Origin of the sequence: Ensifer sp. Root423 (genome assembly GCF_001426275.1) — a bacterium.
In the GTDB taxonomy this organism is placed as follows: domain Bacteria; phylum Pseudomonadota; class Alphaproteobacteria; order Rhizobiales; family Rhizobiaceae; genus Ensifer; species Ensifer adhaerens.
This window is the reverse complement of sequence record NZ_LMEG01000045.1, coordinates 1-13,857: the sequence shown is the minus strand read 5'-3', so window position 1 is coordinate 13,857 and position 13,857 is coordinate 1. Positions and strand designations below refer to the sequence as shown.

The 13,857-nt window shown below is 60.7% G+C and carries 13 protein-coding genes and 1 pseudogene; all 14 read left to right on the top strand.

Going from position 1 to position 13,857, the window contains the following annotated elements:
• Positions 1-11 precede the first annotated feature (11 nt).
• Complete coding sequence (nuoH, locus tag ASD01_RS28705; protein WP_034803570.1) at positions 12-1,055, top strand: NADH-quinone oxidoreductase subunit NuoH; 1,044 nt, start codon at positions 12-14, stop codon at positions 1,053-1,055.
• 64 nt (positions 1,056-1,119) lie between these two features.
• The gene (gene nuoI, locus ASD01_RS28700; RefSeq protein WP_025426590.1) at positions 1,120-1,611 is read left to right on the top strand and encodes an NADH-quinone oxidoreductase subunit NuoI; all 492 of its coding nucleotides are present in this window, start codon (positions 1,120-1,122) and stop codon (positions 1,609-1,611) included.
• A 138-nt stretch (positions 1,612-1,749) separates the two neighbouring features.
• The gene (locus ASD01_RS28695) at positions 1,750-2,364 is read left to right on the top strand and encodes an NADH-quinone oxidoreductase subunit J (RefSeq protein ID WP_034804235.1); all 615 of its coding nucleotides are present in this window, start codon (positions 1,750-1,752) and stop codon (positions 2,362-2,364) included.
• A gap of 28 nt (positions 2,365-2,392) precedes the next feature.
• Positions 2,393-2,701 (top strand): NADH-quinone oxidoreductase subunit NuoK, encoded by a 309-nt coding sequence (gene nuoK / locus ASD01_RS28690; protein ID WP_034803568.1) that lies wholly within the window; start codon positions 2,393-2,395, stop codon positions 2,699-2,701.
• 7 nt (positions 2,702-2,708) lie between these two features.
• A complete protein-coding gene (gene nuoL, locus ASD01_RS28685; RefSeq protein ID WP_034803566.1) occupies positions 2,709-4,703 on the top strand; it encodes an NADH-quinone oxidoreductase subunit L in 1,995 nt (664 codons plus the stop codon).
• A complete protein-coding gene (locus ASD01_RS28680; protein WP_034803564.1) occupies positions 4,703-6,214 on the top strand; it encodes an NADH-quinone oxidoreductase subunit M in 1,512 nt (503 codons plus the stop codon). Before nuoL ends, ASD01_RS28680 begins: the two co-directional genes overlap by 1 nt.
• 19 nt (positions 6,215-6,233) lie before the next feature.
• Positions 6,234-7,676: an NADH-quinone oxidoreductase subunit NuoN gene (gene nuoN / locus ASD01_RS28675; protein ID WP_034803562.1), complete on the top strand. Its 1,443-nt coding sequence runs from the start codon at positions 6,234-6,236 to the stop codon at positions 7,674-7,676.
• Complete coding sequence (locus ASD01_RS28670; RefSeq protein WP_034804231.1) at positions 7,676-8,440, top strand: biotin--[acetyl-CoA-carboxylase] ligase; 765 nt, start codon at positions 7,676-7,678, stop codon at positions 8,438-8,440. The genes nuoN and ASD01_RS28670 overlap by 1 nt, the downstream gene beginning before the upstream one ends.
• Before the next feature lie 25 nt (positions 8,441-8,465).
• Positions 8,466-10,133 carry a ribonuclease J gene (locus ASD01_RS28665; protein ID WP_034803561.1) on the top strand — a complete coding sequence of 556 codons (1,668 nt, stop codon included), beginning with the start codon at positions 8,466-8,468 and terminating at the stop codon, positions 10,131-10,133.
• A 57-nt stretch (positions 10,134-10,190) separates the two neighbouring features.
• Positions 10,191-10,595 (top strand): methylmalonyl-CoA epimerase, encoded by a 405-nt coding sequence (mce, locus tag ASD01_RS28660; protein ID WP_034803559.1) that lies wholly within the window; start codon positions 10,191-10,193, stop codon positions 10,593-10,595.
• A 130-nt stretch (positions 10,596-10,725) separates the two neighbouring features.
• The gene (locus tag ASD01_RS28655; RefSeq protein WP_034803557.1) at positions 10,726-10,995 is read left to right on the top strand and encodes a DUF1467 family protein; all 270 of its coding nucleotides are present in this window, start codon (positions 10,726-10,728) and stop codon (positions 10,993-10,995) included.
• A gap of 748 nt (positions 10,996-11,743) precedes the next feature.
• Entirely contained in the window at positions 11,744-13,072 is a 1,329-nt protein-coding gene (gene proS / locus ASD01_RS28650; RefSeq protein ID WP_034803555.1) for a proline--tRNA ligase, read from the top strand.
• 19 nt (positions 13,073-13,091) lie between these two features.
• A pseudogene (locus ASD01_RS35825) lies at positions 13,092-13,240 on the top strand (lipoprotein-releasing system transmembrane subunit LolC); the annotation flags it as partial.
• 15 nt (positions 13,241-13,255) lie between these two features.
• On the top strand, positions 13,256-13,857 hold a 602-nt coding region (locus ASD01_RS28645; protein ID WP_200954164.1), incomplete at its 3' end, for an ABC transporter permease.

Below are 13,857 nucleotides of genomic sequence, written 5' to 3'. Positions count from 1 at the left end.
AATAGAGTATCATGGACGCTTTCGTTTCGACCTATGTCTGGCCCGCGATCATCATGGTCGCCCAGTCGCTGCTGCTCCTGGTCGCGCTGCTGCTTTTCATCGCCTACATCCTGCTCGCAGACCGTAAGATCTGGGCTGCAGTTCAGCTCCGCCGTGGTCCGAATGTGGTGGGCCCCTGGGGACTTTTCCAGTCCTTCGCCGACCTTTTGAAGTTCGTCTTCAAGGAGCCGGTTATCCCGGCCGGCGCCAACAAGGCGATCTTCCTGCTCGCCCCGCTCGTCTCCGTGACGCTGGCGCTCGCCGCTTGGGCCGTGATCCCGCTCAACGCCGGCTGGGTGATCGCGAACATCAACGTCGGCATCCTCTTCGTGTTCGCCATATCTTCTCTTGAAGTTTATGGCATCATCATGGGCGGCTGGGCGTCGAACTCCAAATATCCCTTCCTCGGCGCGCTTCGCTCCGCGGCACAGATGGTCTCCTACGAAGTCTCGATCGGCTTCGTTATCGTCACCGTCCTGCTCTGCGTCGGCTCGCTGAACCTGACGGACATCGTCAACGCGCAGTCGAGCGGCATCGGCACCAACCTCGGCCTGCCGGCGTCGTTCCTCGACTGGCATTGGCTGGCGCTGTTCCCGATGTTCATCGTGTTCTTCATTTCGGCGCTGGCCGAAACGAACCGCCCGCCTTTCGACCTTCCCGAAGCGGAATCCGAACTCGTCGCCGGCTTCATGGTCGAGTACGGCTCCACGCCTTACATGATGTTCATGCTCGGCGAATATGCCGCCATCTGCCTGATGTGCGCGCTGACGACGATCCTGTTCCTCGGTGGCTGGCTGCCTCCGGTGGACGTCTGGTTCCTCAACTGGGTACCCGGCATCATCTGGTTTGTGCTGAAGGCATCCTTCGTGTTCTTCATGTTCGCGATGGTGAAGGCTTTCGTGCCGCGTTACCGCTACGACCAGCTGATGCGTCTTGGCTGGAAGGTCTTCCTGCCGATCTCTCTCGCAATGGTCGTGATCACTGCGTTCGTTCTCAAGCTGACGGGAGCCGCATGACGATGGCTCACGTTTGGCAGCATACCGCCGGTCGCTCCCAGGCCGGCAACTCTGGAGGTAAATGATGGCCGGTCTTTCGCAAGCCGTCAGCTCGCTGTTCCTGAAGGAATTCGTCGGCGCGTTCTTTCTGTCGATGCGCTATTTCTTCAAGCCGAAGGCGACGTTGAACTACCCCTTCGAAAAGGGACCGGTCAGCCCGCGCTTCCGCGGCGAGCATGCGCTGCGCCGTTATCCGAACGGTGAAGAGCGTTGCATCGCCTGCAAGCTGTGCGAGGCGATCTGTCCTGCACAGGCCATCACCATCGAAGCCGGCCCGCGCCGCAACGACGGCACACGCCGTACGGTTCGCTACGACATCGACATGGTGAAGTGCATCTATTGCGGTTTCTGCCAGGAAGCCTGTCCGGTCGATGCCATCGTCGAGGGCCCGAACTTCGAGTTCGCCACCGAGACGCGCGAAGAGCTTTACTACGACAAGGACAAGCTCCTCGCCAACGGCGACCGTTGGGAACGGGAAATCGCACGCAACATCGCAATGGACTCGCCCTATCGCTGAGGCCAGAGCGTAGCGCCGCCCCGGGGAGGGCGGTGCATGTGACATAGGTTTGGGCAACGGCCGGACGCGTGTCCGGCTTTGCCTGTGGAGTGGGGCCAGAAGCGCCTCACGCCGTGCAAGACGAAGAAGGCACCGATCATGGGTCTGCAGGTTCTTTTTTTCTATCTCTTTGCCTTCATCGCGGTGGCGTCGGCATTCATGGTCATTGCGGCCAGGAACCCGGTTTATTCGGTTCTGTTCCTGATCCTGACCTTCTTTAACGCGGCAGGTCTGTTCCTGCTGACTGGCGCCGAATTCCTCGCGATGATCCTGCTGGTCGTTTATGTCGGCGCGGTCGCGGTGCTGTTCCTGTTCGTGGTCATGATGCTCGACATCGACTTCGCGGAACTGCGGGCCGGCGTGCTTGAATATGCGCCGGTGGGCGCGCTGATCGGTCTGATCCTTGCAGCCGAGCTCATCATCGTGGTTGGCGGTGCGACATTCTCGCCTGAGATCGCCAAGTCGATTTCGATGCCGATCCCGGCGGTCGCCGACCGCACGAACACGGCAGCGCTCGGCGACGTGCTCTACACGCACTACGTCTACTTCTTCCAGATCGCCGGCCTGGTCCTGCTCGTAGCCATGATCGGCGCGATCGTGCTGACCCTGCGCCACCGCGAAAACATCAAGCGCCAGAACATCCCGCAGCAGGTTGCCCGCACGCCCGAGACCGCCGTCGAAGTGGTCACGGTCAAGCCCGGCCAGGGCATTTAAGTCGGACGCGAGATCGAGGAACAAAAAAATGGAAATCGGAATTTCCCACTATCTCACCGTCAGCGCCATCCTGTTCACGCTGGGCGTCTTCGGCATCTTCCTGAACCGGAAGAACGTCATCGTCATCCTGATGTCGGTCGAACTCATTCTTCTTGCGGTCAACATCAACATGGTCGCCTTCTCGGCGTTCCTGAATGACATCACTGGCCAGGTCTTTGCCCTGTTCATCCTGACCGTCGCGGCTGCGGAAGCGGCCATCGGACTTGCAATTCTCGTCGTCTTCTACCGCAACCGCGGCTCGATCGCTGTTGAAGACGTCAACATGATGAAGGGCTGATTGGGCTATGGATACCATCATCAAGGCTATCGTCTTCCTGCCTTTGATCGGCTTTCTGATCGCCGGCCTCTTCGGTAGTTCGATCGGCGCCAAGGCATCGGAATATGTCACCAGCGGTCTGATGATCATTGCCGCTGCGCTCTCCTGGTACGTCTTCTTCGACGTCGCCATGGGCCACCAGGAAATGATCAAGGTGTCGGTGCTGCGCTGGATCCAGTCCGGCACCTTCGATGTCGAATGGGCGTTCCGCGTCGATACGCTGACCTCGGTCATGTTCGTGGTCGTCAACACGGTGTCGACCCTCGTGCATGTCTATTCGATCGGCTACATGCACCACGATCCGCATCGTCCGCGCTTCTTTGCCTATCTGTCGCTCTTCACCTTCGCGATGTTGATGCTCATCACGTCGGACAACCTGGTGCAGATGTTCTTCGGCTGGGAAGGCGTGGGTCTTGCGTCCTACCTGCTCATCGGCTTCTGGTACAAGAAGCCGTCGGCCAACGCTGCTGCGATGAAGGCCTTCATCGTCAACCGCGTCGGTGACTTCGGGTTCGCGCTCGGTATCTTCCTGGTCTTCGTGCTGTTCGGCTCGGTCAACCTGGAAACGATCTTCGCTGCCGCCAAGACCTATCTGCCGGCCGAAGGTGCGGGAGCAGGGGAGGCCGTCGTCACCCTGTTCGGCATGCACCTCGACAAGGCTGACGCCATCACCGCCGCATCCCTGCTGCTCTTCATGGGCGCGATGGGCAAGTCGGCGCAGTTCCTGCTGCACACCTGGCTTCCGGACGCCATGGAAGGCCCGACCCCGGTTTCGGCTCTTATCCATGCCGCAACCATGGTTACCGCCGGCGTCTTCCTCGTCGCCCGCATGTCGCCGGTGTTCGAGCTGTCGCCGGATGCGCTGACCGTCGTCACCATCATCGGCGCGATCACCGCCTTCTTCGCGGCGACCGTCGGCCTCGTCCAGAACGACATCAAGCGCGTCATCGCCTATTCGACCTGCTCGCAGCTCGGCTACATGTTCGTGGCCCTCGGCGTCGGTGCCTATGGCGCGGCGATCTTCCACCTGTTCACGCACGCCTTCTTCAAGGCTCTGCTGTTCTTGGGTGCCGGTTCGGTCATCCACGCCGTCGATGGCGAGCAGGACATGCGTTACATGGGCGGTCTCAGGAAGCACATTCCGGTTACCTACTGGATGATGTTCATCGGCACGATCGCACTGACCGGCGTCGGCATCCCTGGCACGATCATCGGTACCGCAGGCTTCTTCTCGAAGGACGCGATCATCGAGTCCGCCTATGCCGCCCACAGCTCGGTTTCCGGTTTCGCCTATGCGCTGCTCGTTGTCGCGGCACTCTTCACCAGCTTCTATTCGTGGCGCCTGACCTTCATGACCTTCCATGGCAAGCCGCGCGCTTCCTCGGATGTCATGCATCACGTGCATGAATCGCCGCAGGTCATGCTGGTGCCGCTCTATATCCTTGGCGTCGGTGCGCTGGTCGCCGGCTTCATCTTCCACGATCACTTCTTCGGCGAAGGCTATGCCGAATTCTGGAAGGGTGCGCTGTTCACCTCGGCGGAAAACGAAATCCTGCATGAGTACCACCACGTGCCGAAGTGGGTTAAGTGGAGCCCGTTTGTCGCCATGGCGCTTGGCCTCTTCACGGCCTGGTACATGTATATCCGCCGGCCGGAACTGCCGAAGTATCTGGCAGAGCAGCACCGTGGCCTCTACCAGTTCCTGCTCAATAAGTGGTACTTCGACGAGCTCTATGACTTCCTGTTCGTACGCTCGGCCAAGTGGCTCGGCACCTTCCTGTGGAAGGAAGGCGACGGTCGCGTGATCGACGGCTACGGCCCGAACGGCATTGCCGCACGTGTGCTCAACGTCACTGACCGCGTTGTCCGCCTGCAGACTGGTTACCTCTATCACTACGCGTTTGCGATGCTGATCGGCATTGCCGCGCTTGTTACTTGGATGATGTTCAGGAGTTCCTTCTGATGACCGATTGGCCCGTACTTTCCGCGGTCACCTTCATGCCGCTCGTCGGCGTCCTGCTTCTCTTGCTCACAAGGGAAGACAGCGCCTACGGCCGCCGGAATATCCTGAACGTTTCGCTGCTGACGACGATCTTCACCTTCGCCGTGTCGGTCTACATCTGGTACCAGTTCGATTCCTCGAACCCGGGCTTCCAGATGATCGAGAAGCACGAGTGGCTCGGCACCGGCATTTCCTACCATCTCGGTGTCGATGGTATCTCGATGCTGTTCGTGGTGCTCTCGGCCTTCCTCATGCCGTTCTGCGTACTGGCGAGCTGGCTGTCGATCGAGAAGCGGCTGAAGGCCTACATGATCGCGTTCCTGGTCCTGGAAACGTTCATGATCGGCGTCTTCGTGTCGCTCGATATCGTGCTCTTCTACGTGTTCTTCGAAGCCGGTCTCATCCCGATGTTCCTCATCATCGGTGTCTGGGGCGGCAAGGACCGCGTTTACGCCAGCTACAAGTTCTTCCTCTATACGCTGCTCGGCTCAGTGCTGATGCTGCTCGCGATCATGGCGATGTACTGGCAGGCCGGTACGACCGACATCACGCAGCTACTGGCCTATAACTTCCCGCGCCAGATGCAGACTTGGCTGTGGCTCGCCTTCTTCGCCTCCTTTGCGGTGAAGATGCCGATGTGGCCGGTCCACACCTGGCTTCCCGACGCACACGTTCAGGCGCCGACGGCGGGCTCGGTCATTCTGGCCGGCGTCTTGCTAAAGCTCGGCGGTTACGGCTTCCTGCGCTTCTCGCTGCCGATGTTCCCGCTGGCCTCAGATTACTTCGCGCCGTTCGTCTTCACGCTTTCGGTCGTCGCCATCATCTACACCTCGCTGGTGGCGCTGATGCAGACCGATATCAAGAAGTTGATCGCCTATTCGTCCGTTGCGCACATGGGCTACGTGACGATGGGTATCTTTGCCGCCAACGTTCAGGGCGTGCAGGGTGCGATCTTCCAGATGCTGTCGCACGGCATTGTCTCCGGCGCGCTCTTCCTTTGCGTCGGCGTTGTCTACGACCGCCTGCACACCCGCGAAATCGCCGCCTATGGCGGCCTCGTAAACAACATGCCGAAGTACGCCGTCGCCTTCATGGTGTTCACCATGGCGAACGTCGGCCTGCCGGGCACGTCCAGCTTCGTCGGCGAAGTCCTGACCCTCGTCGGTGCCTTCCGTGCCAACACCTGGGTTGCGCTCTTTGCGACCTCGGGCGTGATCCTCTCGGCAGCGTACGCCCTCTGGCTTTATCGCCGGGTCGTCTTCGGTGCCCTGGAGAAGGAAAGCCTGAAGTCGTTGCTCGATCTTTCCGGTCGCGAAAAGGCCATCCTTTATCCGCTGGTGATCCTGACGATCTTCTTCGGCGTCTACCCGGCACCGATCTTCGATGCGACCGCGGCCTCCGTGGATCTGCTCGTCAACAACTACTCCGCAGCCCTGCAGGCAGCGCAAAACGTTGCGCTTTCGGTGCAATGACCACAGGACGTGATTGGACATGACTGCTGAAACCCTCCTTGCAAGCCTGCAACTCTCGATCCCCGAGCTGATCCTCGCGGTCGGCGCGATGGCGTTGCTGATGATTGGCGTGTTTTCCGGCGAGAAGTCGGCGTCGACGGTCACCGGTCTTGCGGTTGCCCTCCTGATCATCGCTGGCCTCTGGCTCGTGCTTAAGACCGGTGAAGGCGAAGCCTATGGCGGCGCCTTCCTGTCGGACCCCTTCGCCAAGTTCATGAAGGTTCTGGCCCTGATCGGCTCCATCACCGCCCTGGTGATGACGGTCGGCCATGCGCGCTCCGCCCAGATTGACCGTTTCGAGTTCCCGGTGCTTCTGGTGCTGGCAACGCTCGGCATGCTCTTGATGATCTCGGCCAACGACCTGATCTCGCTCTACCTGTCGCTGGAACTGCAGTCGCTGGCCCTTTATGTCGTCGCTGCCATCAACCGAGACAGCATCCGCTCGACGGAAGCCGGCCTGAAGTACTTCGTCCTCGGTGCGCTTTCTTCGGGCATGCTGCTTTACGGCATGTCGCTGATCTACGGCTTCACCGGCCACACCGGCTTTACCCAGATCGCGGCTGCGCTGACGGCTGAAGGCCGCTCGCTCGGCCTGATCTTCGGGCTGGTTTTCGTACTCGCCGGCCTAGCCTTCAAGATCTCGGCCGTGCCGTTCCACATGTGGACGCCTGACGTTTATGAAGGCGCGCCGACGCCGGTCACCGCCTTCTTCGCGGCGGCACCGAAGGTCGCCGCCATGGCGATCCTCGTTCGCATCGTCATCAACGCCTTCGAGCCTGTCGTTGCAGACTGGCAGCAGATCATCGTCTTCATCTCGATCGCATCGATGCTGCTCGGTGCCTTCGCGGCGATCGGCCAGAAGAACATCAAGCGCCTGATGGCCTATTCCTCGATCGGCCACATGGGCTACGCGCTGGTCGGCCTTGCTGCCGGCTCCATGGCTGGTGTTCGCGGCGTGCTGCTCTACATGCTCATCTACATGGTCATGACGCTTGGCACCTTCGCCTGCATCCTGGCGATGCGCCGCAAGGAAGGCGAAAACGTCGAGAACGTCGACGATCTCGCCGGTCTCTCGCAGACCAACCCCTTCATGGCGACGGTGCTGACCGTCCTGATGTTCTCGCTCGCCGGCATCCCGCCGATGGCAGGCTTCTTCGGGAAGTACTTCGTCTTCATGGCGGCCATTGAAGCCCAGCTCTATGCGCTCGCCATCATCGGCGTTCTCGCATCCGTCGTCGGCGCCTACTACTACCTGCGCGTCATCAAGGTGATGTGGTTCGACGATGCCAAGGGCGAGTTCGCCCGCACCGCCGGCGAACTGCGGCTGGTGTTCGGTCTCTCGGGCCTGTTCGTTCTCGGATACGTGCTCATCGGCGGCCCGCTCGGAAACGCCGCTGAAGTCGCGGCGCGGACCTTCTTTTGATCGCCTTTGAAAGTGGCGGCCGGATCTCGCTCGACGATTTCCGGCACGTCGCTCTCGATGCGGTCGGGTCGACCAACAGTGAATGCCTGGCGCGTGCGCGCCAGGGTGACCCGGGCAATCTCTGGGTCACGGCCATCAGGCAGACCGGCGGGCGCGGACGTCGCGGCCGGGCATGGTTCTCCGAACCGGGCAATCTCTACGCTTCGCTTCTCCTCATCGAGCCGGCACCGGTCGAGTACCTGCACTCTTTGCCGCTCGCTGTCGCCGTCGCCGTTCACAGGGCGATCCGACAGGTGATGCCGCCGGGTTCGGCGCCGGTGGAGATCAAGTGGCCGAACGACATCCTGATCGACGGCAAGAAGACCTGCGGTATCCTGCTTGAAGGCGAAAGCCTCCCGGACGGGCGCCGGGCGCTGGTCATCGGTTGCGGCATCAACATCGCGGTCCAGCCGGATGAAGGGCTCTATCCCGTGACGTCGCTGGCCAACGAAGGTGCGTCGGTTTCGCCCGACGAACTGTTTGCTCGCCTGTTCCTGACGATGGCGGAGACCCTGCAGGTTTGGGATCGGGGCGCCGGTATCGCTACGACGATCGAACAATGGCGGGCGGCAGCCCGCGGCATCGGTGAAACGATAACCGTGAACCTGCCGGACCGGTCGCTTTCAGGGCGCTTTGCCGGTATTGATGAGGCCGGACGGCTGGTGCTCGACACCGGCAACGGCATGACGCAGGCGATTGCCGCCGGCGACGTATTTTTCGGATAAATTTGGAACAGGGGCGCAACACGACATGGCGCAAGAAGAAGAATTGGTGTTCTTGCCGCTCGGCGGCGTCGGCGAAATCGGCATGAATCTTGGCCTGTACGGCTACGGACGGCCGGGCAGCCGCCAGTGGATCATGGTCGATTGCGGTGTGACTTTCCCGGGGCCAGAGCTCCCGGGGGTCGACCTCGTGCTCCCCGATATCGGCTTTCTCGCCGAAGAGCGCCGCAATCTCAAGGCGATCATCATCACCCATGCGCACGAGGACCACTATGGCGGTCTGAACGACCTGTGGCCCGGTCTCAATGTGCCGGTCTATGCCTCGCCGTTCACGGCAGGCATGCTCGAAGCCAAGCGGGACTTCGAGAAGAGCCGGGGCGAGATCCCCATCACGATCTTCAAGCAGGGCGACCGTATCAATGTCGGCCCCTTCGAGATTGAGGCCGTCGGCGTCAACCACTCGATCCCCGAGCCAATGTCGCTGATCATTCGCACGCCGGTCGGCACCGTGGTTCATACCGGCGACTGGAAGATCGACCTTCACCCGTCGCTCGGACCGTTGACCGACGAGACACGCTTCCGCCAGATCGGCGATGAAGGTGTGCTTGCGCTCGTCTGCGATTCCACCAATGCGATGCGCGACGGCGTTTCGCCGTCGGAGCAGGAGGTTTCCGAAAGCCTGACGAAGATCATCGCCAACGCTGAGGGTCGGGTGGCGATCACGACGTTCTCCTCGAATGTCGGGCGCATCCGCTCGATCGCCGAAGCGGCGGAAGAGGCCGGCAGGGATGTGCTTCTGCTCGGCAGTTCGATGAAGCGGGTCGTCGCCGTCGCTACGGATCTTGGGCTGATGGAAGGCATCAAACCTTTCCTCGCCGAAGACGAGTTCGGCTACGTGCCGCGCGACAAGGTCGTGGTCATCCTGACTGGCAGCCAGGGCGAGCCGCGGGCAGCCCTTGCCAAGATCGCCCGTGACGAGATGCGAAATGTCGCCTTCTCGGCTGGCGACACGGTCGTGTTTTCCTCACGCACGATCCCGGGCAACGAAAAGGCGATCAACGACATCAAGAACGGCCTGGTGGAACAGGGCATCCACATCATCACCGACAGCGAGGCGCTGGTGCACGTATCCGGCCACCCGCGTCGCACCGAGCTGCAGCAGATGTACCAGTGGCTACGGCCGCAGATCCTCGTACCTGTTCATGGCGAGGCGGCGCATCTGACGGCGCATGGCGAACTGGGCCGGCAGTCCGGCATCGCCAGCGTTCCGCGTCTCAGGAACGGCGAAATGCTGCGTCTTGCGCCAGGTCCCGCCGAAGTGATCGACGAAGCGCCCCATGGCCGCATCTACAAGGACGGCAGCCTCATCGGCGATTTCGAGGAGATGGGCATCGGCGAACGCCGCAAGCTCTCCTTCGCCGGCCATGTCGCCGTCAACGTGGTTCTCGACAGCCGCTACGATTTCATGGGCGACCCGGATATCGTCGCGATCGGCTTGCCGGAGTTCGACGACGAGGGCGAGGACATGGAGGACACGCTCTATGACGCCATTCTTGGCGCCGTCGAGAGCATTCCGCGGGCAAAGCGCAAGGATCTGGCAATGCTGCAGGAGGCGGTCCGCCGCGCCGTGCGCAGCACCGCCAACCAGATCTGGGGCAAGAAGCCGATCGTCACGGTGTTTGTCACCAAAGTCTGATTGGCCGGTCGCCCGTGACCATGTAAGCGGAACCGGACGTCAAAGCGGGAGATCGCAATGCTTGGAAGAGTGAACCACATCGCCATCGCAGTGCCGGATCTTCACTCCGCCGCCGAAAGCTATCGCTCGACGCTCGGCGCCTCCGTCACCGAGCCACAGGCTTTGCCCGAACACGGCGTCACCGTCGTGTTCGTCACGCTTGCAAACACCAAGGTCGAGCTGCTGGAGCCGCTCGGCGAGGGCTCACCGATTGCCGCTTTCCTGGCGAAGAACCCTTCGGGCGGGATGCATCACATCTGCTACGAGGTAGAGAACATCCTGTCGGCGCGCGACGCGTTGCGCGCCGCCGGAGCGCGAGTGTTGGGCGATGGTGAGCCGAAGATCGGCGCCCATGGCAAGCCGGTGCTCTTCCTGCATCCCAAGGATTTTCAGGGTACGCTGATCGAACTCGAAGAGGTGTGACAGTAGATCGCGCGATGCCGGTTTGTGCGATCGGGCGGTCAGCGCTATAAGGCGGACGGAATGTCGCGGAAGTCGCGGCGAAACGCGGGTTGCTCGCTGTCTTGCCGATCGCCTTCACCGGGAGCTTGAAATGCCGCTTTTTTCGACCTTTGCCATCTACTTCATCATCTGGTGGATCACGCTCTTTGCCGTGCTGCCCCTCGGCGTGCGCACTCAGGCTGAAGAAAACAGCGTCGTTCCGGGGAGTGTCGAGAGCGCCCCGGCGAAGTTCAACGCCAAGCGTGTTGTGCTTTTGACGACGGTGATTGCGGCCGTCATTCAACTTGCCTGGTATATCCTGTCCGTCAGGCTCGGCTACGGCATAGATTCCATTCCGCGTTTCTACCCAAAATTTGATTGATAAGTTCATCGCGGCCGCCGCGTGAGCCGGTCGCTCTCAATGCGACATGTTCTGTGCAATTTGATGGGCACATCTGTGCCTTGACGGAGCCTGCGCGCATGCCCGCGGGCAAAACCCGGGCAATTGCAGGATTGACCGCCGTGAAATTGACATAGTTCAATTTTGCAAGGTGCTTCGCGCGTCTGTCTCTTGCTGAAAAGCAAAAAAAAACAAGGCTAAAAGCCTTGTTTTTCAAGTTTCGCGTGATCTTTAATCCGTTTCCGGCGGCAGCGACGAAGCGCGCCTAAGATCTTATCCTCCCAAGACTTGACCGCGAAAGTCGGCAAGAATTTAGTCTTCATGCCTGTTTTGTGAGCCGAAACTAGCCCAAACATTGGGCTCTGTCATCCTGTTTTTTTGCATTTTTGCTACAGTTGGGTAAAATATTCCCGTTGACAATTACTGTCGTAATCTTGTTACTAGCGTGCTCTTTTGACGCAGGAGCGGCGTCGAGTTCCCCCTGAAAATCCGTGGATGCTTTCTCTGCCCGTGACAACGGAGAGCAGGGTTTTCTTCCGCCGGCGAAGCAGCTATGAACGCAAGGCTCCTAAAGGTTCCTGCCGGCTTTGCCGGTGATGGAAAATGGAGAGCCCGACCCGAAAAGCAGCGGTCGCCTTTACCAATCAAAAGGTGAAGCCGGCATCTCGCTCAACGTCATTTCGCCCGAATCCGCCGATAGTGCGACGTTCATCAAGTTCTGGAACCCGTCATGCGCCTGTCCCGCTTTTTTATGCCCATCCTGAAGGAAAATCCCAAGGAAGCGGAAATCGTTTCCCACCGCCTCATGCTGCGCACGGGCATGGTCCGGCAGCAGTCTTCGGGCATCTATACCTGGCTGCCATTGGGCAAGCGGGTTCTCGACAAGGTCAACGCGGTCATCCGCGAGGAGCAGAACCGCTCCGGCGCGATCGAGCTTCTGATGCCGACCCTCCAGTCTGCCGAGCTGTGGCAGGAAAGCGGTCGCTACGACGCCTACGGCAAGGAAATGCTGCGTATCAAGGACCGGCAGGACCGGCCGATGCTCTACGGCCCGACGAACGAGGAAATGATCACGGACGTCTTCCGTTCCTACGTGAAGTCCTACCGCGACCTGCCGCTCAATCTCTACCACATCCAGCTGAAGTTCCGTGACGAGATCCGTCCGCGCTTCGGCACCATGCGCTCGCGCGAATTCCTGATGAAGGACGCCTATTCCTTCGATCTCGATCGGGAAGGGGCCGAACACGCCTATAACCGGATGTTTGCCGCTTACTTGCGCACCTTCGCGCGCATGGGCCTTCGCGCCATTCCGATGCGCGCCGATACCGGCCCGATCGGCGGCAATCTCAGCCACGAATTCATCATTCTTGCCGATACCGGCGAGTCCGAAGTCTTCTGCCATAAGGATTTCCTCGGCTTCGATATTCCGGGCGAAGACACGAATTTCGATGACGTTGCCGGCCTGAAGACGATCTTCGACAAGTGGACCTCGCGTTATGCGGCGACGTCGGAAATGCACGACGAGGCAGCCTTCAACGCGGTTGCCGAGGGCGACCGACTGTCGGCCCGCGGCATCGAAGTCGGCCACATCTTCTATTTCGGCACCAAGTACTCCGAAGCCATGGGCGCCAAGGTTCTCGGCCCCGACGGCAAGGAGCATGCAGTGCACATGGGCTCCTATGGCATCGGCCCGACCCGTCTGGTGCCGGCGATCATCGAAGCCTCGCATGACGACAACGGCATCATCTGGCCGAAGTCGATCGCGCCGTTCGATGGCGTCATCATAAACATGAAAGCGGGCGATGCCGCTTGTGACGGCGCCTGCGAGACGCTCTATTCTGAACTCGGCAAGGCTGGATTCGAGGCGCTGCTCGACGACAGGGACGACCGCGCTGGTGCGAAGTTCGCGACGGCTGATCTGATCGGCGTTCCGGTCCAGATCATCGTCGGACCGCGTTCGATCGCCAATGGCGAAGTCGAGGTCAAGGACCGCAAGACCGGCGAGCGCGAGACGATGACCGTCGAAGCGGCGATCAACAAGCTGATCGCAACGAAGTGACGAGGCGAGGGAAGGCAGGATGACCGCCGTGACTGAAAATCAGGTGCAGGCCGCAGAGCGGCCTGAAAAGTCCTCCAGCCGACCCTTTTCCGCCTTCGAGCGTTTGGTGGCGTGGCGCTACCTGCGCTCCAGACGCAAGGAAGCCTTCATCTCTGTCATCGCCGGCTTNCGAGGGAAGGCAGGATGACCGCCGTGACTGAAAATCAGGTGCAGGCCGCAGAGCGGCCTGAAAAGTCCTCCAGCCGACCCTTTTCCGCCTTCGAGCGTATGGTGGCGTGGCGCTACCTGCGCTCCAGACGCAAGGAAGCCTTCATCTCTGTCATCGCCGGCTTCTCCTTCATCGGCATCATGCTCGGCGTGGCGACGCTGATCATCGTCATGGCGGTGATGAACGGCTTCCGCACCGAGCTCATCTCCCGCATCCTCGGCATCAACGGCCACATGATCGTCCAGCCGATCGACGGTCCGCTCAACAATTATCCGGAACTGGCGACCAAATTTTCGGGCGTCAAGGGCGTCACCATGGCGATCCCGATGGTCGAAGGCCAGGTCCTGGCGCAAGGGGTCGGTGACAGCTCGACCGGTGCGCTGGTGCGCGGTATCCGCGCCGACGACTTGAGCAAGATGAAGTCGGTTTCTGACCACATCCAGTCCGGCGATCTCGTCGGCTTTGCCTCCGGCTCTGGCGTGGCTATCGGTTCGCGCATGGCCGAGCAGCTTGGCATAACGGTCGGCGGAACGATTACGCTGACCTCGCCCAACGGCGACGTGACACCGCTCGGCAT

Excerpts from the sequence above, each read along its gene's own strand:
- nuoH (WP_034803570.1), top strand. The coding sequence starts at position 12 with ATGGACGCTTTCGTTTCGACCTATGTCTGGCCCGCGATCATCATGGTC.
- nuoI (WP_025426590.1), top strand. The coding sequence starts at position 1,120 with ATGGCCGGTCTTTCGCAAGCCGTCAGCTCGCTGTTCCTGAAGGAATTC.
- ASD01_RS28695 (WP_034804235.1), top strand. The coding sequence starts at position 1,750 with ATGGGTCTGCAGGTTCTTTTTTTCTATCTCTTTGCCTTCATCGCGGTG.
- nuoK (WP_034803568.1), top strand. The coding sequence starts at position 2,393 with ATGGAAATCGGAATTTCCCACTATCTCACCGTCAGCGCCATCCTGTTC.
- nuoL (WP_034803566.1), top strand. The coding sequence starts at position 2,709 with ATGGATACCATCATCAAGGCTATCGTCTTCCTGCCTTTGATCGGCTTT.
- ASD01_RS28680 (WP_034803564.1), top strand. The coding sequence starts at position 4,703 with ATGACCGATTGGCCCGTACTTTCCGCGGTCACCTTCATGCCGCTCGTC.
- nuoN (WP_034803562.1), top strand. The coding sequence starts at position 6,234 with ATGACTGCTGAAACCCTCCTTGCAAGCCTGCAACTCTCGATCCCCGAG.
- ASD01_RS28665 (WP_034803561.1), top strand. The coding sequence starts at position 8,466 with ATGGCGCAAGAAGAAGAATTGGTGTTCTTGCCGCTCGGCGGCGTCGGC.
- mce (WP_034803559.1), top strand. The coding sequence starts at position 10,191 with ATGCTTGGAAGAGTGAACCACATCGCCATCGCAGTGCCGGATCTTCAC.
- ASD01_RS28655 (WP_034803557.1), top strand. The coding sequence starts at position 10,726 with ATGCCGCTTTTTTCGACCTTTGCCATCTACTTCATCATCTGGTGGATC.
- proS (WP_034803555.1), top strand. The coding sequence starts at position 11,744 with ATGCGCCTGTCCCGCTTTTTTATGCCCATCCTGAAGGAAAATCCCAAG.